We start from the raw sequence: 22,399 nt of genomic DNA on the forward strand, positions 1-22,399 counted from the left end.
GCCCTACCATGGGGCGGTGAGGTCTTCGAGGGACGAGCCGTCCGAACACGCGCAGGGGACACCCGGCGCACCCCTGCAGGCAGGGGCCCCACGCCCCGGACGCCGGGACTGGTCCGCACGGATGCTCGGTGGCGGGACCGAGCCCGATCCCCGCTTCACCCTCGCCAACGAACGCACGTTCCTGGCCTGGATCAGGACGGCCCTGGCGCTCCTCGCCGGGGGCGTCGCCGTCGAGGCCTTCACCGCGGACACGTTCGTGGAGCCTGTCCGGACCGGGCTCGCGGTCGTGCTCCTGCTGCTCTCGATCGTCCTCGCCGTCGCGGCCGGCGTCCGCTGGCTCGCCGTCGAGCGCGCGATGCGCCGGCAGGCGCCGCTGCCGCTCCCGATTCTCGTCCCGGTCCTGGCCGGTGGGGCCGCGCTCGTCGCCGCAGCGTTCCTCGCCGTCGTCCTGGGCGGCGTCTGAGCGTGCACGCCCCGCAGGACGGCCCGGACCGGCGACTGCACGCCGATCCCGGGCTGCAGCCCGAACGGACGACGCTGGCCTGGAACCGCACCATGCTCGCCCTGGTCGTGGCGGGCCTCCTCCTGCTCCGCTGGGTGCCTCGGCACGGCTGGGCGCCCCTCCTGCTCACGCTGCTGACGCTGGTGACGGCCCTCGTCATCGCCGCCGGACAGGCCCGCCGCTACCGGCGCAGCGCCCGGGGGATCGAGGACGGTCGGATCGAGGCCGACGCCGTCGGGGTGCTGGGGACCACCGCCGCCGTGGCCGTCCTCGGTGCACTGGCGCTGGTCGTCGTCGTCGCGCTGCCCGTCGGCTGACCGCCGGACCCGTGGCCGGCCGGACACCGGCGGCTGCTTCACATGACGGCGCGGGTGAGGTGCACACCACATCGCCGGGTAAAATCCGACCATCATCCGTCGTATCCAGTGCCGTATACGTCCCGTTCCCCATGACCTGAAAGCAGGCCAGCGTGACAGTGCCCCTCGACCTGACAGCCCCTCCCTCCGGCGACGCGGGAGACCTCAGCGCCGACCTCCGGGCCGACGTGCGGCGCGTCAGCACGCTGCTGGGCGAATCCCTCGTCCGGCAGCACGGGCAGGAACTGCTGGACCTCGTGGAGCGCGTGCGCCTGCTCACCAAGCAGTCCAAGGAATCGGGCACCGTCGGCGACGCCGGTGAGCGCGCGGAGCTGGCCGGGCGTGTGCGCGAGCTCCTCGCGGCCCTGCCCATCGACCAGGCGACGGACCTCGTGCGCGCCTTCGCGGCGTACTTCCACCTGGCCAACGCCGCCGAGCAGGTCCACCGCGTCCGCGGGCTGCGTACGCGCCCCGAGGAGGACGGCTGGCTCGCGCAGACCGTGTCCCGCATCGCCTCCGACGCGGGCACCGCCGCGCTCGCCGACGTCGTCGCCTCCCTCGACGTGCGCCCCGTCTTCACGGCGCACCCCACCGAGGCGTCGCGGCGCTCGGTCCTCGACAAGATCCGCCGCCTCTCGGACATCCTCGCCGAGGCCACGCCGGAGGGCTCCCAGCACCGACGGCGGCAGGACCGGCGGCTCGCCGAGGTGATCGACCTGATCTGGCAGACGGACGAACTGCGCCAGGTGCGGCCCACACCGATCGACGAGGCACGGAACGCCATCTACTACCTCGGCGACATCCTCACGACGTCGATGCCCGAACTGCTCGAGGACCTCTCCGACCTGCTGGCCGAGCACGGCGTGGCGCTGCCCGCCGAGGGAGCCCCGCTCCGGTTCGGCTCGTGGATCGGCGGCGACCGCGACGGCAACCCGAACGTCACCGCGGCCGTGACCCGCGAGATCCTGCAGATCCAGAACCAGCAGGCCGTGCGCATCGCGATCCATTTCGTCGACCGGCTCATCTCCTCGCTGTCCTCCTCGACGGCGATCGTCCCGGCGTCCGAGGAGCTGACGGCCTCCATCCAGCGGGACCTGGCGAACCTGCCCCGCCTCGACAAGCGGATCCTCGAACTCAACGCCCAGGAGCCCTACCGGCTCAAGCTGACCTGCGTGAAGGCCAAGCTGCTCAACACCGCGACCCGGGTGCAGAACCACACCGCGCACGAGCCCGGCCGGGACTACAACGCCACCGCGCAGGTGCTGGCGGATCTCGCCCTCGTCGGGGACTCCCTCCGGGAGCACTCGGCGGGCCTCGCCGCGGACGGGGCGCTGGCCACCGCGTCGCGTGTCATCTCGTCCTTCGGGCTGCACCTCGCGACGCTGGACGTCCGCGAGCACGCGGACATGCACCACGACGTGATCGCCCAGCTGACCGACCGGCTCGGTGAGCTCGAGGTCCCCTACCTCGAACTGGCCCGCGCCGACCGCCTCAGGGCGCTGTCGGACGAACTGGCGTCCCGGCGTCCGCTGGCGACGGCGCACCCTCCCCTGGACGACGGCGCCCGCCGCACCTTCGACGTCTTCCGCGAGATCGCCGCCGCCCTGGAGACCTACGGCCCGGACGTCATCGAGACCTACATCGTGTCCATGACGCGGGGAGCGGACGACGTGCTGGCCCCGGTGGTCCTCGCCCGCGAAGCCGGACTGGTCGACGTCGTCGGGAACGGGTCCGGGGGCGCCGACTCCGGTGCGTTCGCGAAGATCGGCTTCGCCCCGCTGCTGGAGACGGTCGACGAGCTGCGGGTCTCCGCCCGGATCGTCGACACCCTGCTGTCCGACCCCACGTACCGGGAGGTGGTGCGCCTGCGCGGCGACGTGCAGGAGGTGATGCTCGGCTATTCGGACTCCAACAAGGAATCGGGCGTGCTCACGAGCCTCTGGGAGATCCACAAGACGCAGCGGCTCCTGCGTGACGTCGCCGCGAAGCACGGGGTCCGGCTGCGGCTGTTCCACGGCCGCGGCGGGTCCGTGGGCCGCGGCGGCGGACCCACGTACGATGCCATCGTCGCCCAGCCCAACGGGGTGCTCGAGGGCGAGATCAAGTTCACCGAACAGGGCGAGGTCATCAGCGACAAGTACCTGCTCCCCTCCCTCGCCCGGGAGAACCTCGAGCTGTCCCTGGCGGCGGTCATGCAGGGGTCCGCGCTGCACCGCACGCCGCGCTCGTCCGACGACGAGCGGGACCGCTGGGCGGAGGTCATGGAGACGGTGTCGGACGCCGCGTTCGCCCGGTACCGCTCACTGATCGACCACGAGGACCTGCCCGCGTACTTCCTCGCCTCCACGCCGGTGGAGCAGCTCGGCTCCCTCAACATCGGGTCGCGGCCGGCCAAACGTCCCGATTCGGGCAGCGGCCTCGGCGGCCTGCGGGCCATCCCGTGGGTCTTCGGGTGGACGCAGTCCCGGCAGATCGTCCCCGGCTGGTTCGGTGTCGGCTCCGGCCTGCGCGCCGCCCGGGAGGCCGGTCACGAGGGACTGCTCGCGGAGATGCTGGAGCGCTGGCACTTCTTCCGTACCGTGGTCTCGAACGTGGAGATGACCCTCGCCAAGACGGATCTCGAGATCGCGGCCCACTACGTGGAGGCCCTCGTGCCGGGCGAGCTGCAGCACCTCTTCGGGGTCATCCGGGAGGAGTACGAGCTCACGCTCGCCGAGATCCGGCTGCTGACGGGTGAACACGAGCTGCTCGACGACCAGCCGGTCCTCAAACGCTCCCTCGCCGTGCGCGACCAGTACCTCGACCCGATCTCCTACCTCCAGGTGGAGCTGCTGCGGCGGGTGCGGTCCGAGGCCGACGGCGGGCAGCCCGACGGCCAGCTCCAGCGTGCGATGTTGATCACCATCAACGGGGTCGCGGCCGGGATGCGCAACACCGGCTGACGCTCGTGCTCCGCCGCACCCTGCCACCCCCGGAATAGGCCCGGGGGTGGCTCCGTTGCGCCCCAGGAAGCAAACGAGCGACCGGCCCGCCGCGAACCGGCGGGCCGGCCCAGAAGGAGGAGACCCCATGAAGGCAGTGTTCTACGAGCAGTACGGCGACCCCGACGTCCTCCAGTACGGTGAGCAGCCGGACCCGAAGGTCGGACCGGACGCGGTGCTCGTCGACGTCCGGGCATCCTCGGTCAACCCGGTGGACTGGAAGATCACGGCCGGGTACCTCGACGGTGCGCTGCCGGCCTACTTCCCGGTGATCCCGGGATGGGACCTGGCCGGCGTCGTCGTCCAGCCCGGGCCGTCGGTGACGGAGTTCCAGGCCGGCGACGAGGTCATCGGCTACGTCCGTGCGGACACCGTGGGCTTCGGGACCTTCGCCGAGCAGGTTGCCGCCCCGGTGCGTACGCTCGCCCGGAAGCCGCGCAACGTGTCCTGGGCGGAGGCGGCCACGATGCCGCTGGCCGGACTCACGGCATACCAGTCGCTGCGGGCCGTCGGGGTGTCCGACGGCGAGACCGTCCTGGTGCACAACGGCGCCGGCGGGGTGGGGACGTACGCGATCCAGATCGCGAAGGCGTGGGGCGCCCGCGTGCTGGCCACGGCGTCCGAGAAGAACCACGACTTCCTGCGGTCGCTGGGTGCCGAGCCGCTGACCTACGGCGAGGGACTCGGCGAGCGCATCGCGGAGGCCGCACCGGAGGGGCTCGACGCCGTCGTCGACTACGTGGGCGGCGACGACTGGGTGGCGTCCCTCGCGTTCCTCGCCGACGCCACCCGGGTGGCCTCCGTGGCCGACGCCGAGGTGAAGGAGAAGGGCGGCCGGTACATCTTCGTCCGGCCCAACCCGGAGGACCTCCTCGCGCTCACCGAGCTCGTCGAAGCGGGGAGCGTCACGCCCGTCCTCGCCGGGACGTTCCCCCTGGAGCGTGCAGCCGACGCCTTCCACAGCAGCATCGACGGCCATGTGCGCGGCAAGATCGCCGTCACGGTCGGCGAGCAGGGCTAGCTAGACCCGGACCGGTTCGGGGCACGGCGCCGCTGCGGGGGCCGTGTCCGGAAGCCGCCTAGTGGTGGGAGTCCTCGTGGTCGCCGCTCCCCAGGTGGACGGGTGCGCGCCGGGCGTCCTGCTGCGCCCGGAGCCAGTGCCGGTACTCGTGGTCCACGCGGTGGCGGCGGGACCCGGCGGTGATGAGCAGCAGGAAGATCGCCAGGACGGCGTAGAACGCCAGGCTCATGGCGAAGGGCTGGCCCAGGACCCGTTCGACGGCGATCCACAACAGGCCCCAGGAGGTCGCGACGGCCACGGCGAGGCGTCCTCGATCCGTCGAGCAGATGACGGCGGCCGTCAGGAGGACGGCGGTGATCCCGAGGATGGACCAGACGACCCCCGACCATCCGAAGAGGTCCGCTCCGGCCGCCGTGAGGAACGCCGCCCAGTTCGCGGCCGCCGCGAGAAGCACCCAGCCCAGGTAGAGGCCGATCGGCGTGTCCACCAGCGCACCCTCCAGCCGGGTCTCGTTGGGGTGCTCGTTCAGGGTCCGGATGGCGGACAGGAGAGCGAAGAACAGCAGCATGATGACTACGAGGCTCAACGTCAGTCGGCCGGCCTGGGCGCTCAGGATCCACGCGAGGTTCAGGAGCATGGACGCCGCCACGGTCCAGCCGAGACGCCGCTGACGGTCGGTCCTCCGCTGCGACGGCAGCCACTGGAACACCGTGTACGCCACCAGGCCCGCGTAGATGACGCTCCAGATGGAGAAGGCCGTCGACGACGGCGCCAGCAGCGTCGCGTCCGGGGCGAACAGGCCGCCTGCGGCGTCCCTGATGGACGGCCCGCCGAAAGCCCCGACCCCCGCCGCCGAGCCGAGGATGCAGGCGATCGCGCACACCGTCACGACGACCTGCCGGATCACGTCCCGGTCCCAGGAGGAGACCCGGCGTGCCGTGGTGCTGCTGCCCTGCCGGAGGGCCCTGCCGGTCGCGCTGCTGCCCTGGCGCAGGGCCTTCCCGGTGACGCCACTGCCGTGGCGGAGGGCCCTGCCGGTGGCACCCGCCGCTGCCTTCGCGGAGGCGCTCGCGGCCCGGAGGCGTTCCGCGGCGTCCGCGCCGCGCGCATCGCTGCCCCGGCCGTCCGGTGCTCCGGGGCCGGCTGCCGACCCGGTGGTCGCGTCCAGGGTGCGGAGGCCGCCGGCACCCGGCGCCGCGGTCGCTGTCCCGGTCGGGGCCGGTGCGCGGTCGGCTGCACCGTCCCGCCCGCCCGCACCCGTCGCGGTGGACGCAGCGTCCGGGCGGCCCTCGTCGTCGCCCGTCGCAGCAGCACGCGGCCGAGCGGACTTGAGGCGTTCGAGGACACTCGCCGTCTCCGGGGAGAGTGAGGACACGGGTTCCTTCTCCGTGACGACCGGTGGCCTGCCCGGCTTGTCAGGGAGTTTCGGACCCGGGTTCTTCAGGGTGCTCATGCGCGTTCGTGGCCTTCCGGTGTCTCTTCAGGGCGAGGATTGCCGCTGTGATGGCTCCCACAAGCGTACCGACCACCAATCCGAGCAGGGCACCCACCCAGGCGGGCAGCCCGGTCGAGGCGCCCGCCACGAAACCGAGCCCCACCATCCAGGCCGTCCACAGCGCGCCGCCGGTGGCGGCCGCGAGCAGGAAGGGGCGCAGCGGCAGTCCCGCGATGCCCGCCGCGGACACGCTCGCGGTGCGCCCACCGGGCAGGAAGCGCACGGCGACGACGGCGGCGTAGGTGGGCGACGAGCCCGCCTTCGCGATGGCCTCCCGCAGGCCGCGGTGGACCCGGCGCCCCCAGCGGAAACGGTCGAGGACATGCGTGAGTTTGCGCCGGAACAGGAGGAACAGCGCCACGTCCCCGAGCAGGCTGGCGCTCCACGCGACGAGACCCGCGACGGGCAGCAGGATCAGGCCGTCGGCGGCCATCGTGCCGGAGCCGATCACGAGCAGTTCCGAGGGCACGACGGGGAGCACCACATCGGCGACGACGACGGCGAACATGACGAGGAGGTAGAGCGGGTCGGGGATGTCCGTTCCGGGCAGGTCCACCCCGCCAATGTACCGTCAGGACCGGGAGCGAGCCCCGGGCCCGGGGAGGAAAATCGGCCACGCAGGGGACCGGCCCCGGGTGGGACGGCGGCCGGTCCGGGGAGGGCCGGCGGAGGGTCAGACGAACGCGGTCAGGGTGAGGCCGGACTCGAAGCTCCGCTCCGTGCCGTCCACCGGGTCCGTGAACGCGATGCTGTGCGCGAGGAGCTGCAGCGGCTTCGTGTAGTCGTCGGGGGCCTGCGGGTGCAGCACGGGGTAGAACGGATCGTTGACGATGCCGAGCCCGAGGGACGCCATGTGCAGCCGGAGCTGGTGGGTCTTCCCCGTGTGCGGCTGCAGCCGGTACAGGCCGAGGCCGGCGCGCTCCTGGAGCAGGCTCACCGTGGTGTGGGTGTTCGCCGGGCCCTCGACCTCCTGGGCCAGGAGGTAGGTCCGGGACTTCACGATCCGGCTCCGCACCTCCAGCGGTTCCTCGTCGAGGCGCAGCTCCGGCCGGACGGGCGCCACGGCCCGGTACTCCTTGCTGATGCGCCGGTTCTCGAAGAGCAGCTGGTAGGCGCCGCGCGTGTCCGGGTCCACGGAGAACATGAGGATCCCGGCGGTCATGCGGTCCAGGCGGTGCATGGGAATGAGGTCCGGCAGGCCGAGTTCCACGCGCAGCCGCACGAGGGCGGACTCCGCCACGTACATGCCGCCCGGCGTGGTCGGCAGGAAGTGCGGCTTGTCGACGACGAGCAGGTGACGGTCCTGGTGCAGGATGGACAGCTCCACGGGCAGCCGCTCCTCGACGGGCAGCTCACGGTAGTACCAGACGAACGTGTGCTCGCCCAGCGGAGTGGACCGCGTCAGGACCTCGCCGCCGAGGGCGACCACCTCACCGCGGTCGAAGCGCTCGCCGATGCCGTCGGGGTCCACGTGGTCGAAGCGGTCGAGGATGTAGTCGAGGGCGGTCTCCCACGGGCCCTCCGCCGGCAGGCGGAGCCGGGTCGCGTTGACGCCGTTGCGCACGGGCAGGGGCGACTTCATCGCCATCAGCGCGCCGCCCGTCGGATTCCGTCCACCCCGTCAGGGTAGTGCCGTGCCCGCCGGTGCTTCCAATCGCGGCTGGCAGTACGGACAGTAGTAGAGCTCCCGCAGCTCCGTCTCCCTGTCCCCGAGCTGCTCGAGCGCCACAGGTGTGCCGCAGCGCAGGCAGCCCCGCCGGGACCGCCCGTACACCCAGAGCGTGTTGCCGCGCAGCTGCCCCGTGGTGGCCCGGGTGCTGCGCTCCTTGTTGGCCTCGAGGAGCTTCTTCGACAGCTCGACCATGCGCGGCAGGTTCGGCACCTCGCCCACCGGGGTGAGCGGGTGGACGCCGGCGAGGAAGCACAGTTCGCACCGGTACACGTTGCCGATCCCGGCGAGGTTGCGCTGGTCGAGCAGGGCGAGGCCGACGGGCCGCTCCGGCTGCTCCCGCAGGCGTCGCAGCGCCTCCTCCGCGTCCCAGCCGGGACCGAGCAGGTCCGGTCCCAGGTACCCGACGGCGTCGTCCTCCTCGCTGCGCGGGATCACCCGCAGGAAGCCCAGTTCGAATCCGACGACGACGGCGTCCGCGGTCTCCAGGATGCACCGCGCCTTGAAGGCGGGCCTCCGCCACTTCTCCCCGCGGGCGTAGACGTGCCAGAGGCCCTCCATCTTGAGGTGCGAGTGGATGTCCCAGCCGTCGTCGCCCCCGCCCCGGATGAGCAGATGCTTCCCGCGGGACACCGCCTCCTGCACGGTGTCCCCGGTGAAGTCCACGGTCGCGAAGCGGGGCACGCGGATGTCGCAGCGCGTCAGCGTCTTCCCGGCGAGGGCGCGGTGCAGGTCGCGGGCGGCACGCCAGACGGTGTCCCCCTCAGGCACGGATCCTCAGCCCCTTCGGGGTGGAGTGGAACCCGGCGTCGGCGAGCGCGCGGCCGATGTCCGTGTCCAGGATCTCGCCGCCGTTGACCTTCTCGAGGGCCATCTTCTCCGCGGCCCCCCGGCGGATGATCGTCACCAGGGCCAGGGCTGCCGCCCGCAGCACGTCGACGTCCTCGCTGAACGCCAGCAGGGTCTTGCCGCCCCGCTCCACGTACAGTGCGAGTGCCCCGTCCACGAGCACCACGAGCGCCCCGGCCTTCCGCCCGGCACGGTGCCCGCCCTCCGCCTGCGGCCAGCCCAGCGCCGCGCCGTACGGGTTGGCGGGATCCGTCGCCGCGAGGGCCGTCGCCTTCAGGGGCGGGGCCTCGCCGCCGAGCACGTCCCGGGCGGTGGGCAGCTGGTTGTCGGCGCTGAAGGAGCGCAGGCGGTCCACCGTCGCGGGGACGGCGAACTGGGCGGCGCCGAGGTGCTCGATGAAGTAGCCGCGCCGGCACCGGCCCATCTCCTCGAGCCGTGCCAGCACCTTGTACATGAGGCCGAATCCTCCCGGGATGCCCTCGTTGCCGACGGCCCCGCGCGTGACGACGCCGTAGCGGTCCAGCAGCAGCTCCGCCTGGGCGTGCGCGTGGAGGGTGGTCTCCGCCTCGACGGCGGGCAGCATGTTCCACCGGCCGGCCGCCAGGGGAGGGGTGGGCCGCTGGTAGCCGCCGGTGGCGCCGTCGTCCCCGGCCAAACCGAGGCGCATCGAGGCCCCGGTGAGCGACTTGCCGGGGGCGCGGCCCAGCCGACCGGCCCGCGGTGCCCGTGCGCGGGCAGGCACCGGCCGCTGCTTGTGGGCCGTCTTGCCGTGGGCGAGGAGGGCGCGCACCGGGGAGAACGTGTCGTTGCTGATCCTGCCCGCCCACACCAGGTCCCACAGCGCGGTGACGACGGCGGTGTCCGACGTCGCCTCCTGCACGTCGAGCTGGTTGGTGAGCTGCCGCAGGAAGTACCCGCCGCCGCCGGCGAGCAGGTCGAGCAGCCCCGTGTGCAGGGCCGTGGGCTCGAACGTCGGATCGGGGCGGAGCGTCAGGGGAGCGTTCTCGGCCAGGTGCAGGGCGATCCAGCCGTCGTTGCCGGCGAGCGACCCGGCGCCGGACCAGAGCACCTCGCCGGTCGCCGTCAGCTCGTCGAGCATGGCGGGCGCGTAGTTGGCCACGCGCTGGGCGAGGATCAGCGGTTCCCAGGCGGAGGCGGGGATGGGGACACCGGAGAGCTGGTCGATGACGGTGACCACGCCGTCGAGCCCGCGCAGGCCGGAGCCGATGTGCTGCCAGGCCGGCAGGAACCGTCCGTAGGTGGCGGGGTCCACCGGCTCCACCTCCTGCCGGAGGGCGGCCAGCGACCGCCGGCGGAGGCGCCGGAGGACCTCGACGTCGCACCACTCGCTGGCGGCCGGGGCGTGCACGGTGATCGTCCCGGGCTCGGCGCCGGAGGCCGCCGAGATGTCGAGCACGGGCACCGATTCGGCGGGGCGGAACTCGCCCTCCACCACGCGGCCGGCGCCGGCGAGGCGCTGCAGCGAGCCGGCGACGACGGCGACGCCCAGCCCCAGGCGGGACGCCGCTTCGGCGGCCGTGAAGGGGCCGTGGGTGCGCGCGTAGCGTCCCACGAGATCCCCGAGGGGATCGGCGACGGGTTCGATGAAGGCCAGGGGGATGCCCATGGGCAGGGGGACGCCGAGGGCGTCCCGCAGGCGGGCGGCGTCCTCGACGGCCGAGATGCGCTCGACGCCGCCGATGGTGACGGTCAGCGCGCGGTTGGCCCTCACCAGGGCGGCGACGTGTTCCCGCACCACCGCGGGCGAGGCCCTCACGGTGTCCGGGGCGACGCGCGCGGTGTCGGCGAGCAGCTCCTCGTCCGAGGCATCTCCGGCCGCGGGATCCCTGGTCGGGGGCACGCCGGCGTCGAGGGCGTCCGTCGGGTGGGCGGCGGCGACGGGCGCCTGGTCCCCGGCCGGCGCCTCGAGGCGCTCGGCGATCTCCTCGACGGTCAGCGGTCCGAGCAGGCGCAGGAGGTCGGCGACACCTTCGACTCCGCGCGCCAGGCGGTCGTGCTTGAGGCGCTGCAGCTCGAGTTCCGTGTCCGCGATGACCCGCGCGTCGAGCAGTTCCCGCAGTTCGGCGCGGCCGAGCAGCTCGTTGAGGAGGGTCGGGTCCAGCGAGAGCGCGGCGGCCCGCCGCTCGGCCAGCGGGGAGTCCCCCTCGTACAGGAAGGACGCCACGTACCCGAACAGCATGGAGCGCGCGAACGGGGAGGGCTGCTGCGTGGTCACCTCCACGATCCGCAGCTCCCGGCGTTCGAGCGAGGCCGCGAGGTCCTTCAGCGCGGGCAGGTCGTAGACGTCCTGCAGGACCTCCCGGACCGTCTCGAGGACGATCGGGAACGTCGGGTACTTCTTCGCGACGTCGAGCAGCTGCGCCGACCGCTGCCGCTGCTGCCACAGGGGGGTGCGCTTGCTCGGGTTCTGGCGGGGCAGCAGCAGGGCCCGGGCCGCGCACTCGCGGAAGCGGGACGCGAAGAGCGCGGACCCGCCCACCTCGGCGGTGACGATGCCGTCCAGTTCCTCGGCGTCGAACAGGAACAGGTCGGCGCCGGGCGGCTCGTCGTCCATGAGCGGGACGCGCAGCACGATGCCGTCGTCCGAAGCCATCGCCGAGCCGTCCATGCCGTAGCGCTGCTCGAGCCGGGCACCGACGGCGAGCGCCCATGGGGCGTGCACGGGCATGCCGAAGGGGCTGTGCAGGACCACGCGCCAGTCGCCGAGCTCGTCGTGGAAGCGTTCGACGACGAGCGTCCTGTCGTTCGGCACCACCTCGGTGGCCTCGCGCTGCTCGGAGAGGTAGGTCATGAGGTTCCCCGACGCCCACGCGTCGAGCCCGATGCGCTCGCACCGCTCCTGCGCCTTCTCCGGCGTGGCCCCCGCCATCTCGCGCCGGAACGCGCCGAGGGCGCGGCCCAGTTCGACCGGCCGGCCGAGGGAGTCGCCCTTCCAGAACGGCAGTTTGCCGGGCTGGCCGAAGGCGGGGGAGACCAGCACGCGGTCGTGCGTGATCTCCTCGATGCGCCAGCTGGTGGCGCCGAGGGCGAAGACGTCGCCCACGCGGGATTCATAGACCATCTCCTCGTCGAGCTCACCCACGCGGCGGCCCCCCGCGCGCGGGCCCTCACCCTCCGAGCCGACGAGGAACACGCCGAACAGCCCGCGGTCGGGGATGGTGCCGCCCGACGTGACGGCCAGGCGCTGCGCCCCGGGGCGTCCGGTGATGGTGCCCTCCACGCGGTCCCAGATGATGCGCGGGCGCAGCTCGGCGAACTCGTCCGACGGGTAGCGGCCGGCGAGCAGGTCGAGGGTCGCGTCGAACGCCGAGCGGGGCAGCGTGGCGAACGGCGCGGAGGTCCGGACGACGTCGAACCACTCCTCGACGTCGATGGTCCCGAGCGCCGCGGCCGCGACGGTCTGCTGCGCGAGGATGTCGAGCGGGTTGGTGGGGATGTAGAGGGGTTCGATCTGCCCGGCGAGCATGCGCTCGACCGTGACCGTGGTGTTGATGAGGTCCCCGCGGTGCTTGGGGAAGAGCACGCCCTGCGACACCTCGCCCACCTGGTGGCCGGCGCGCCCCACGCGCTGCAGCCCGCTCGCGACGGAGTGCGGCGACTCGACCTGCACCACGAGGTCCACCGCGCCCATGTCGATGCCGAGCTCCAGCGAACTCGTGGCCACCACGCAGCGCAGGCGCCCCGACTTGAGGTCGTCCTCGATCAGGGCGCGCTGGTCCTTCGACACGGATCCGTGATGGGCGCGCGCGAGGAGCGGCTCGGCACCGGTGGACTGCCCCGCCTGGGCCATCATCTGCGCGGGCGTGGCGGTGGTGTGCGCGAACGACGGCGGAGGCGCGGGCTCGACGGCGGCCGGGTCGCCACCCGCGGCCCACACGGCGTCGCGCTCGCGGCGTTCCGCATGGATCTCGTTGAGCCGTGCGGTCAGGCGTTCGGCGAGCCGGCGCGAGTTGGCGAACACGATCGTGGACCGGTTCTGCTCGATCAGGTCGACGATCTTCTCCTCGACGTGCGGCCAGATGCTCGCCTGCGGCACGGCGTCGCCGTCGTCGTCGGTGTTCGCGGTGGCCCGGCCGAGTTCGGTCATGTCCTCCACCGGGACGGTGACGGTCAGGTCCCACTGCTTCCTGGACGGCGGCGCGACGATCTCCACGGGGGCGTTGCCCGAGAGGAAGCGGGCGACGGTCTCCTTCGGCTCCACCGTGGCGGAGAGCCCGATGCGCTGCACGGGCTTGTCCAGGAGGGCGTCGAGGCGGGACAGCGAGACCGCGAGGTGCGCGCCGCGCTTGGTGCCGGCGACGGCGTGGACCTCGTCGATGATGACGGTGTCCACCTCCAGCAGCGTCTCGCGTGCCTTCGAGGTCAGCATGAGGAACAGCGACTCGGGCGTGGTGATGAGGATGTCCGGCGGGCGCGTCAGCATGGCCCGGCGCTCGGCCTGGGGGGTGTCCCCGGAGCGGACGCCCACGGTGATGCTCGGGGCCGGGAGGCCGAGGCGCTTGGCCGTCTGCGTGATGCCGATCAGCGGCGCCCGCAGGTTCCGTTCCACGTCGACGCCGAGCGCCTTCAGCGGTGAGATGTAGAGGACGCGGGTGCTGCGCTTCGGCTTCGCCGGTGCCTTCCGGCCCTTCGCCGGGGCCGGAGGATCGGGGTCGGGGTCGCCGCCGCCCTCGCCGGAGGCGATCAGCCGGTCCAGGGCCCAGAGGAACGCGGCGAGGGTCTTGCCCGAGCCCGTCGGGGCGACGACGAGCGCGTTGGAGCCCGCGGAGATGGCGGACCAGGCCCCCTCCTGGGCGGGGGTGGGTTCGGAGAAGGCCCCTGCGAACCACTCATGGGTTGCGGGGGTGAATCTCGTCAGTACCTGCGTCACTCCCTCATCATGCCCCAGCGCACCGACACTCGGTCGGGCCGATGCGGCGGGGAACCGATCAGGAGGCGGGCTGCAGGGGGCTGACGGTCATCAGGACGATCGATGCTGCGGAACAGGCGGGCAGTTCCTGCGGCAGGATCAGCGAGTCGGTGGCGCCGGGCGGGTAGACGCGGAGCCCAGCGGCGGGCGTGAGCCCGCAGTCGGCGCCGTAGTTCTGGGCGTTGGTCTGCCGCAGGGTCGCCGTGGCGGAGGCGCCCGGGGCGAGGAGCACGGACACGGGGGCGGCGCCGTCGCGGTCCGCCGGGGCGCCGATCTGGGTGCCGGCGCCGTCCACGGAGGAGACCCCCGGGTAGCCCGCGACCGTGCACGCCTGATCCGTGGCGTTGGTCAGCACGAGCGTGCGGTACACGCTCCCCGCCGCGCCCCCGCCGGGCTGGTCCTGGACGGAGCCGGTCAGCTGGGCCGCGGTGCAGGTGCCGCCCGCGGCGGCCGCCGGTGGGGCCGACGGCGTCGCACTCGGCGAGGGGTCCGCGGGCTCGGTCGCGGAGGGTTCCGGCGTGGCCGACGCCGTCGCTCCCGACGTCGATTCCGGTGCGGCCGTCGTGGCCGACGCCGTCGCTCCGGCGGACGACGATCCGGAGGTCGTCGGTGCCGCGGTCGCGGTTCCGGATGTCGACGCCGCCGGTTCCCCGGTTCCCGGATCCGACGCCGAGCAGCCGCTCACGGCGACGAGTGCTCCAGCAGCCGCAATGGCCGCGATCCAACGCTTGCTCCCCAGCAGTGTAGTCATGGGCTCACCCTACGGCTGCGACCCCCGACGCCACAGAGGCGGGGCGCGTCGTGCCGAGATCGTTACGTATGAGGCGCATGATGCCTATTCATGGTGGTACGCGCGGCCGCCTGCGATCTCCTGGGCCCGGTACACCTGCTCGGCGAGGATGAGGCGCACGAGCTGGTGCGGGAAGACCAGGGGCGAGAGGGACCAGGTGAAATCGGCGCGCTGGTGCACCTGCTGGTCCACCCCGTAAGCGCCGCCGATGATCACCGTGACGCTGCGTGAGGCCTCGAGCGGCGTCAGCAGGGTCCGGGAGAGGGCCGGCGAGTCGATCGCCTTGCCGCGCTCGTCGAGGAGGATCACGTAGTCGGTCCCCAGCCTGGCGAGGAGCCGCTCCGATTCCTCCCTGCGCGCGGCATCGTTCTCCCGCGCCGAATGGGCGATGAGCTGCCAGGAGAGGTCGAACGGCTTCTTCAGCCGCCTCGAGTACCGCTCGATGCCCTCGGACACCCAGCCCTCATGCTTGCGGCCCACTGCGAGCACCCGGATTGCCATCTGCTCAGGGTATCGCCCGGAGCGCGGGTGCGACCCACACTCCATCGGACCCGGTCGGGGCGCACCCCGTAGGGTGGAATGCGGACGAAAGGAGCACGACATGAAGAAGATCCTCATGGTTCTGACCAGCGTTTCCGAGCTCGGCGACACGGGCGAGAAGACCGGCTACAACGTGGCCGAGGCCGCGCACCCCTGGAAGGTCTTCAAGGATTCCGGGCACTTCGTGGACTTCGCCTCCATCCAGGGCGGGCAGCCCCCGCGCGACGAGGTGGACATCTCCGATCCCATCCAGGTCGCCTTCACCGAGGACGAGACCACACGGGCGGGCCTCTACAACACGGCACGCGTCGACGTCGTCGATCCCGGCCAGTACGACGCCGTGTACCTGGTGGGCGGCCACGGCACCATGTGGGACTTCCCGGGCAGCGAGGGCCTGCAGAAGCTCGTGGCCGGTGTGTACGACGGCGGCGGGCTCGTGGGTGCTGTGTGCCACGGACCGGCCGGCCTGCTGGACGTGGAACTGGAGAACGGCCTGCGTCTGGTCGAGGGGCGGAGGGTGGCTGCCTTCACCAATGACGAGGAGGTTGCCGCGGGCAAGGACACGGTGATCCCGTTCTTCCTCGCGGACCGGCTGGAGGAACAGGGTGCCACCCACGTATCCGCCGACGTCTTCGAGGAGAAGGTCGTCGTCGACGAGCGCCTCGTGACCGGCCAGAACCCGGCGTCGGCGTCCGGTGTGGCCAAGGAGATGGAGAAGCTGTTCGCGGCGGTCATCCATCAGGAGAAGGCCGAGGAGCAGCACGAGACCGAGGCGCTGCGCGCCGAGAAGGACGCCCTCAAGGCGGCCGCCGCGGAGGACGAGGGTTGACACCCGGCCCTGCCCGGGTGGGGGGATCAGGGCCGCGGCCCGGCTCACCTCACCCGGCGTCCTCCCGGGAGGTGATGCCGAAGGCGGAGGACTGCAGTTCCGTGAAGTTCCCGACGCTGGCGCGCACGGTGCACTCGGGGGTGATCTGCAGGGCCGTGACGGTGAGACCGGAGCTGTCGACGGCGAGCGCGCCACCGCAGCCGTCCGAGAACCGCAGCCCCTGCTCGCCCCCGGTCACGGCCGTGAGCATCTGGGACGGCTTGCCCGACGCCGGACTGACGTAGAGCGGATTCAGCTCGTCCGGGCCCCCGGGCCACACGGGGACGAGCGTGATCTTCAGCGGGCTCGGCGTCACGACGCGCGCCGGGGTGCGGACCTCCACGCCCGTCAGGCGCTGGACCGGGTAGGCGGTGCCTGCGACTGCCGGGTCCTGCGTCGCGGCCGCCGTCGCCCCGGATACCCCGCGCACCCACTCATCGAGTGCCTGCTGGTCGGCGGGCTGCGCCGCCACCGAGGCGGTCACCTGGACGGAGCCCCCCGCCGGGACCTGCAGGTCCGCCAGCGACCAGCCGCAGTCGACGTCGAGCCCGGTGACGGAGGCCTGGTTGCGGCTCACCGAGGCGCCCTCCCAGGTGACGGCGGGGCAGGCCTCGCCGTCGGTCATCGCGGGGATGACCTCGAGGAACTCCCCGGACAGGGGCGCCTTCTGTGCCGCGTAGGTGAGGCTCAGGCGGACCCGGCCGGAGGAGGGGTCGTAGGCGGCGTCCCGTGAGATCGTCAGGCCCGTGGGCAGCGCCGTGTCCTGCACCCTGGCGGAGAGCGGATCGCCGGAGCCGTCCCCGGCCGCCTGCTGCTTCCCAGGGCTGAGGACCACGAACCCGACGATCATCCCCACGAGAAGCAGTACCGCGGTCCCCGCGAGGAGGAGCGCCTTCCGGGTGCGCCAGAACGGGGGTTCGTCCGCGGGCTCGGGCCGCGCCTCGGTGACGGGCCGGACCTCGCGGCGCGGCATCGGGCGGGCGAGGGTCGCACTGCCCGCCTCCCCGAGACGAGGCATCTCCCCGGCGTCGTCCAGGGGCGGGGCGGACGCCAGGGCGGCGAGGTCCGCGTCCGTGAAGGCGCCCCGCACCACGGTGGCGGGGCGCTCGACGTCGTCGAAGTCCGCGGGGGCCTCCCCGCGCGTCAGGGCCGCGCTCGTGGCGAGGCGGAGGGCGAGGCGTCGGAGCGTCGCCGCGGACTCGGGCGCGGTGGGGCGCTGCGCAGGGTCCTTGGACAGCAGCCCGGCCAGGACGTCCCAGAGGGCGTCGTCCACGGGGATCCGCGGCGGACGGGAGGAGACATGCCGGTACGCGACGCTGAAATCCGTCCCCGGGCCGGCGAACGGGGTGCGACCGGCAAGGAGTTCGTAGAGCAGGACGCCCGCCGAGTAGACGTCGCCCGGGGGGCCCGAGCGGCCCTGGCTGATGAGCTCCGGCGGCATGTACTGCGGGGTGCCGATGAGGCCGGTCGTCTGGCGGATCCTCTCGCCCACCACGTCGGAGATCCCGAAATCGGAGACCCGCACATCGCCCGGCGCCCACGCGGCCCAGGGCCGGGCGAGGAGCACGTTGTCCGGTTTGATGTCGCGGTGCGTCACGCCCCGGGCGTGGGCGAACGCCAGGGCGTCCAGCACCTCGGCGGCGACCTCCAGCGCGTCCGCGGGCCGCAGCGTCCCGGCCTCCCGCACCACCTCCCGGAGCGAACCCCCCGCGACGTAGTCCATGACGATGGCCAGGCGCGCACCCTCCACCACCATGTCGCGGACGGAGACGATCGAGGGGTCCTGCAGCCCCAGCAGCACGGACCGCTCCCGGACGAACCGCTCCACGAGCGCGGGATCGTCGGCGTGCTCGGGGCGCAGCACCTTCGCGGCGAGCACCCTGTCGTCGGTCGCGGTGACCGTCCAGACCTCGCCGACCGCACCGGAGCCCACCCGTTCGCCGAAGCGGTAGGACGCGCCGAGCGCCTGACCCGTCTGTGCGAGTTGCATGCTGTTCCTCCACCTCTCCCCGACGCCGTCGGTCCGTCCTGCCGTCGGCACCCTCGTCGGTGCCCCTGTCATCGTAGGTGCCGGTCAGCCTCCGGGGCTGATCGACTGGACGAGCGCCACCTGCCCGCCGACGCCGAGGTACCCGCGGCCGGCGGTCATCGCCACCGGCGCCTTCCGGGGCAGCGTCGCGCCCAGCAACTCGCCGTCGTAGTCCACGTCCGGTTGCAGGAGCACGCCCAGCCGGGCCTTGCGGACCGTCTTCGTCCAGTGGCCGTACAGTCCGCGGAGGTCCGCGGCCCGGCCTGCCGCGACGACGCACAGCCCCGACTGCCCGGAGGCCACGATGCCGGCGATGGACTGGTCGGGGTCGTCGAAGCGCTCCGCGTCGTCGATCAGGAGGAACACCGGGCCGCGCTCGAGCCGCAGCGAGGCCAGCAGTGCCGGCACCTCGTCCGCGCCGACGGCCGTCCTGTCGAGGTCGGCGGAGGCCAGGGGCGAGCGGCGGTCGCAGATGCCCCAGACCTGAGCCGCCCCCTGGGGTGTGGCCACGCCCCGCAGTGCCGCGGCCAGGGCCAGGAGGAGCGTGGACTTCCCGGACCGCGCGGGCCCGGCGACGAGGGCGTGCTCACCCTCGTAGACCTCCAGGAACGCCGGCGAGAGGTCCGCCTCCCGCATCCCGAGGGGGATGCGCCAGGGCTCGGACTCCAGCTGCGGTCCGACCCCCAGGTCCTGCAGGGTCACGTCGGCGGGCAGGCGCCGGATCGCCCGGGACTTCGCGGGGGCGTCGGCCCAGCTCTGCCGGACCCGCTCGACGGCGGCCGGGACACCGACGCCGGGCGTCGCCACATGCATCTGGAGTGCGGTGCGGGGGTCCACGCACCGGCCGGCGAGCGGCGCGGGGATCTGCTTGCCCCGGACGCCCAGGGAGGAGTAGTCGTAGGTGTCGGCCAGCCGGAACAGCCACCGCTGCAGGGTCACCTCGTTCATGGCCGACGGCACCGCCTTGGCGCGGGTGGTGGAGACCGCGAACGAGAGCCCGAGCGCCGGGCCGTCGGCGTACGCGCGGTACAGGAGGTCCAGCAGCTGCTGCCCGTCGTAGTCCTGCAGCTCGTCCCGCAGCGACGCCAGGCCGTCCAGCAGCACCACGGTGCGGCGGTGGGGGCCCGGGGCGGCGCGGCGCCGTTCCAGCTCGGCGTGCAGGTGCCGCAGGAAGCGGGCCTGCTGCTCCTTGGCGCCGGCTCCGGTCCCCACGTAGGCCACGGTGTGCGGCAGTCCCTCCAGGGCCTCGAGCGCGCGCGAGCCCAGGTCTAGGATCATCAGGTCCAGATCGGCCGGGTCGGTGTCCCGGGCGAGGGACAGCGCGATCGAGGCCAGCGCTGTGCTCGTGCCGGATCCGGCCACGCCCATGAGCATCAGGTTGCCCGCGGCCAGGTCCCAACCGGCCGGTGACTGGCGCTGCAGCTCCGGCTCGTCCATGAGCGTCACGAGCACCGCGGAACCCCGCATCCCGCCCACCCTCGGGGGGCCGAGGGGATCCGGTGCGGGGGAGCCGCCGTCGTTGCCGGCTGCGAACCCGTCCAGCTCCACGCGCTCGCCGAGGGCCTCCGGCCAGACCTGCCGCGGCGGGGCGTAGCCGGCGTCGGTGTTGGCCCCCACCACGGCGTCGATGAGCAGGTCGAGGTCGTTCTCGTCCGAGGCCGCGGGGGCCGACGGCGCCGCCGGGGCCACCGGGACGCCGAACCGTCGCACCTCGCGGATGTCCACCGCCGCGCCACCGTCCACCTGCACGCGCCCCGTGACGAGGGCCGTCTGCACGGGCGTGATCTCGTCCTGCCCCAGCTTCACGAAGGCCCGGCCCATCTGCGCGCGGCCGATCGCCGACGCCGCAGGGACGCCGATGACGTTGCTGGAGTCCTCGCGGCTCTGCACCCGAAGGGCCACCCGGAGGTTCGTGTTCGCGAGGATGTCCTCGCTGACCACGCCGGCGGGGCGCTGCGTGGCGAGGATCATGTGCACGCCCAGTGTCCGGCCCACGGCCCCGACGCTGACGAGCGCCTTGAGCACGTCCGGGAAGTCCTTGGCCAGCATGGCGAACTCGTCGATCACCAGCAGCAGCCGGGGCATGGGCTCGGCCGGGTTCGTGGCGAGGTAGGCGTTCAGGTTGTCGATGCCCTCACCGGCGGCCGCGAAGACCCGCTGGCGCCGCTCCATCTCCGCCTCGAGGGCGAGCAGGGCGCGGTCGGCCAGTTGCTCGTCCAGGTTGGAGATGGTGCCGATGGTGTGGGGGAGGCGCTCGCAGGCCTTGAAGGCGGCCCCGCCCTTGAAGTCCACGAGGATGAAGTTCAGGCGGGTGGGATCGTTGCGTGCCGCGAGGCCCGCGACGAGCGAGCGGAGGAACTCGGACTTGCCGGAGCCGGTGGTGCCGCCCACCAGGCCGTGCGGGCCGTCCTTGACGAGGTCCAGTGTCAGCGTCCCGTTCTCGTCCGTACCGATCGGCGCGGACACTCCCGGGGACGAGTCCCACATGCGGCGGATGGTGGCAGGGTCCGGACGCTCGTAGCCCAGGAGCCGGGGCAGCCGCACGAGGGACGGCAACGAGGCCCCGGGGACGCTGAGCTCCGGGTCGTCGAAGCGCGCCAGCTGCATGGCGCAGCGCAGGGCCTCATCCTCGTCGAGGCCCGCGAGGATGACGTCGTCCACGCGGGTCAGGTCCTCCGGCTGCTCCACGGTGGCCGCCGCGTCCGCCCCCACCCTGATGATGGTGGTGCACGCTGCCGGCAGCTGCTCCTCGGAGGTGGCGATGACGATGCCCGCCACCCGGGACGAGCGCTGGTGTGGCGTCAGGGACGTCCCGGGCAGGGAGCGGCCCATGCCGAGCAGGGCGCGCGCCGGGGCGTCACGGCCCTCGGTGAGGACCTCGGAGTCCAGCACCACCAGCAGGGCCGGGGTGGGCAACTCCGTCACGGTGTCCTTGAGCGTCCGGAGCATGGCGAGGCTCGTCTCGCGGTGCGCGGACATCCACCGCTGGCCCGTGCTGCTGCCGGCCTGGCGCGTGTGCGGCAGCCAGGAGGCCCACTCCCACTCGTCGGCGCGGCCGGGGTCGCAGAAGACGCCGACGGTCAGGTCCGCGGGCCCCACATGCACGGCGGCCTGGGCGAGGAGGGACCGGGCGAGCGCCAGGGTGCCCTCCCGCGGTCCCACCATGCCCACCACGCCGGCATCCGTCAGGTCCACCAGCACGGGGGCGGCCAGCAGGCGGGCGGCCGCGAGGGAGTCCTTGACCTTCTCGTCGAGTCGCGGGCCGGCCGCCCGGTCCACCGGGGGCTTCCACGGGACGTCACCGGTGCCGGCGTGGAGGGCCAGGAAGTCGTCCGCGTCGGCACGGCGCTGCCACAGGGACGTGGCGGGGAGGGCCGCGCGCCGCACGACGGTCGCGGGGTCGGGGATGAGCCGGTGGCGCAGGGCGGTCTCGGTCTCGGCCGCCGTCCGGATCTGCTCCTCGAACTCCTCGATCGCCCCCGTGAACCGGGCCTCCTCGTCCTTCAGCCCGCGGGCATGGCGGCGTTTCTGCTCGAACCACATGCCCACGGCCATGACCGGGCTGAGCATGGCGAACATCGCGAAACGGAGGTCCCGCAGGATGAGGACCATGGCCACGGCCATCACGAGGGGCGCGAGGACGCTGATGTAGCTGAACTTGCCGGCCGGCGGGACGTCCTTCGGGCTCGGGGGGACCAGCGCGTCACCCGCCGGGGCCTTCCCGGGGCGGGGCGGCCGGTTGAAGGGCGCTGTCGCGGCCGGTGTCAGGTTGTGCAGGCTGCCCGGTGCGGGAGCCGGCGTCTCGTCGAGGGACCGGCGCAGCAGGAGCACCGTCCCGCCGGCCGTGACCGTGGCCATCTCGGGCACCAGGACGCCGTCGTCCCCCACCCGCTCCCCGTCCACGAGGGTGCCGTTCGTGGAGCCGCTGTCCAGCACCCGCACGCCGTCGTCCTCCCGGCGCAGCCGGCAGTGCTCCCATGACGCGCTCTCCGCGGGCAGGGTCAGATCGGCGTGCGGTGACCGGCCGATGAGCATCTCGCGTCCCTGCGGCACGCCGATCACCGCGCCCACGTGCTGCCCGCCGGCGAGCGTCACGCTCCAGCCCTGCACGCGCGCGGGTCCGGCCCACGGCGCCCGGGCGATGCGGCTGCCCTCGAGCAGGACGAGTTCCGAGACCGGGGTGGAGCCGCGCACCTCCGTCTCGTCCACGAACACGGACGCCTCGGGCGCGAGGCGTGGGCCGCCGGCGGTCGCCACCAGGTCGGCCAGCGTGGTGGCCGGCGCTGCGTGCGCCACCTCGCACTCGAAGCGACGCTCGTCGAGATCGATCAGCACACGCACGGTGGCGTTCCTTCTGTCAGGGGGTGGG

Annotated in this window: 14 protein-coding genes; 5 read left to right on the forward strand and 9 right to left on the reverse strand. The window is 73.2% G+C overall.

Features of this window, described 5'->3' with window-relative positions; all coding sequences use genetic code 11:
• Window positions 1-121: 121 nt before the first annotated feature.
• The 4 genes from ACSGDB_RS15525 (at window position 122) to ACSGDB_RS15540 (ending at window position 4,860) form a co-directional block, all read left to right on the forward strand.
• A complete protein-coding gene (locus tag ACSGDB_RS15525; RefSeq protein WP_434996004.1) occupies window positions 122-463 on the forward strand; it encodes a YidH family protein in 342 nt (113 codons plus the stop codon).
• A gap of 2 nt (window positions 464-465) precedes the next feature.
• A complete protein-coding gene (locus ACSGDB_RS15530) occupies window positions 466-819 on the forward strand; it encodes a DUF202 domain-containing protein (RefSeq protein WP_434995843.1) in 354 nt (117 codons plus the stop codon).
• A gap of 152 nt (window positions 820-971) precedes the next feature.
• A complete protein-coding gene (ppc, locus tag ACSGDB_RS15535; protein WP_434995844.1) occupies window positions 972-3,800 on the forward strand; it encodes a phosphoenolpyruvate carboxylase in 2,829 nt (942 codons plus the stop codon).
• Window positions 3,801-3,927: 127 nt separating this feature from the next.
• Window positions 3,928-4,860, forward strand: a complete 933-nt coding sequence (locus ACSGDB_RS15540) for an NADP-dependent oxidoreductase (protein ID WP_434995846.1) — start codon at window positions 3,928-3,930, stop codon at window positions 4,858-4,860.
• Window positions 4,861-4,918: 58 nt separating this feature from the next.
• Here the strand turns inward: ACSGDB_RS15540 and ACSGDB_RS15545 are convergent, their stop codons facing one another.
• From ACSGDB_RS15545 to ACSGDB_RS15575, 7 genes are all read right to left on the reverse strand, one after another.
• Window positions 4,919-6,313, reverse strand: coding sequence for a tryptophan-rich sensory protein (locus tag ACSGDB_RS15545; RefSeq protein ID WP_434995847.1), 1,395 nt, complete (start codon window positions 6,311-6,313; stop codon window positions 4,919-4,921).
• A complete protein-coding gene (locus ACSGDB_RS15550) occupies window positions 6,276-6,911 on the reverse strand; it encodes a DedA family protein (protein ID WP_434995848.1) in 636 nt (211 codons plus the stop codon). The genes ACSGDB_RS15545 and ACSGDB_RS15550 overlap by 38 nt, the downstream gene beginning before the upstream one ends.
• Before the next feature lie 117 nt (window positions 6,912-7,028).
• Window positions 7,029-7,937, reverse strand: coding sequence for an RluA family pseudouridine synthase (locus ACSGDB_RS15555; protein ID WP_434996006.1), 909 nt, complete (start codon window positions 7,935-7,937; stop codon window positions 7,029-7,031).
• A gap of 39 nt (window positions 7,938-7,976) precedes the next feature.
• A complete protein-coding gene (locus ACSGDB_RS15560) occupies window positions 7,977-8,795 on the reverse strand; it encodes a DNA-formamidopyrimidine glycosylase family protein (protein ID WP_434995849.1) in 819 nt (272 codons plus the stop codon).
• Entirely contained in the window at window positions 8,788-13,764 is a 4,977-nt protein-coding gene (locus ACSGDB_RS15565; protein ID WP_434995850.1) for an Lhr family ATP-dependent helicase, read from the reverse strand. The genes ACSGDB_RS15560 and ACSGDB_RS15565 overlap by 8 nt, the downstream gene beginning before the upstream one ends.
• Before the next feature lie 58 nt (window positions 13,765-13,822).
• Window positions 13,823-14,554, reverse strand: a complete 732-nt coding sequence (locus ACSGDB_RS15570; protein WP_434995851.1) for a DUF4232 domain-containing protein — start codon at window positions 14,552-14,554, stop codon at window positions 13,823-13,825.
• Window positions 14,555-14,638: 84 nt separating this feature from the next.
• Complete coding sequence (locus ACSGDB_RS15575; protein ID WP_434995853.1) at window positions 14,639-15,094, reverse strand: 23S rRNA (pseudouridine(1915)-N(3))-methyltransferase RlmH; 456 nt, start codon at window positions 15,092-15,094, stop codon at window positions 14,639-14,641.
• A 100-nt stretch (window positions 15,095-15,194) separates the two neighbouring features.
• On the opposite strand from ACSGDB_RS15575, the gene ACSGDB_RS15580 reads away from it, so the two are divergent.
• Entirely contained in the window at window positions 15,195-15,962 is a 768-nt protein-coding gene (locus ACSGDB_RS15580) for a type 1 glutamine amidotransferase domain-containing protein (protein ID WP_434995855.1), read from the forward strand.
• 49 nt (window positions 15,963-16,011) lie between these two features.
• Here ACSGDB_RS15580 and ACSGDB_RS15585 read toward each other — a convergent pair whose 3' ends face one another.
• Together ACSGDB_RS15585 and ACSGDB_RS15590 are read right to left on the reverse strand one after the other, a co-directional pair.
• Window positions 16,012-17,991: a serine/threonine-protein kinase gene (locus ACSGDB_RS15585; RefSeq protein WP_434995857.1), complete on the reverse strand. Its 1,980-nt coding sequence runs from the start codon at window positions 17,989-17,991 to the stop codon at window positions 16,012-16,014.
• 84 nt (window positions 17,992-18,075) lie between these two features.
• Complete coding sequence (locus tag ACSGDB_RS15590; protein WP_434995859.1) at window positions 18,076-22,371, reverse strand: FtsK/SpoIIIE domain-containing protein; 4,296 nt, start codon at window positions 22,369-22,371, stop codon at window positions 18,076-18,078.
• Window positions 22,372-22,399 lie beyond the last annotated feature (28 nt).

It is taken from the genome of Arthrobacter sp. Ld5 (assembly GCF_051172775.1).
Classification (GTDB): Bacteria; Actinomycetota; Actinomycetes; order Actinomycetales; family Micrococcaceae; genus Arthrobacter_D.

Coding starts and splice junctions, on each gene's coding strand:
- ACSGDB_RS15525 (WP_434996004.1), top strand. CDS start 122: ATGCTCGGTGGCGGGACCGAGCCCGATCCCCGCTTCACCCTCGCCAAC.
- ACSGDB_RS15540 (WP_434995846.1), top strand. CDS start 3,928: ATGAAGGCAGTGTTCTACGAGCAGTACGGCGACCCCGACGTCCTCCAG.
- ACSGDB_RS15545 (WP_434995847.1), bottom strand. CDS start 6,313: ATGAGCACCCTGAAGAACCCGGGTCCGAAACTCCCTGACAAGCCGGGC.
- ACSGDB_RS15555 (WP_434996006.1), bottom strand. CDS start 7,937: ATGAAGTCGCCCCTGCCCGTGCGCAACGGCGTCAACGCGACCCGGCTC.
- ACSGDB_RS15570 (WP_434995851.1), bottom strand. CDS start 14,554: ATGACTACACTGCTGGGGAGCAAGCGTTGGATCGCGGCCATTGCGGCT.
- ACSGDB_RS15575 (WP_434995853.1), bottom strand. CDS start 15,094: ATGGCAATCCGGGTGCTCGCAGTGGGCCGCAAGCATGAGGGCTGGGTG.
- ACSGDB_RS15580 (WP_434995855.1), top strand. CDS start 15,195: ATGAAGAAGATCCTCATGGTTCTGACCAGCGTTTCCGAGCTCGGCGAC.
- ACSGDB_RS15585 (WP_434995857.1), bottom strand. CDS start 17,991: ATGCAACTCGCACAGACGGGTCAGGCGCTCGGCGCGTCCTACCGCTTC.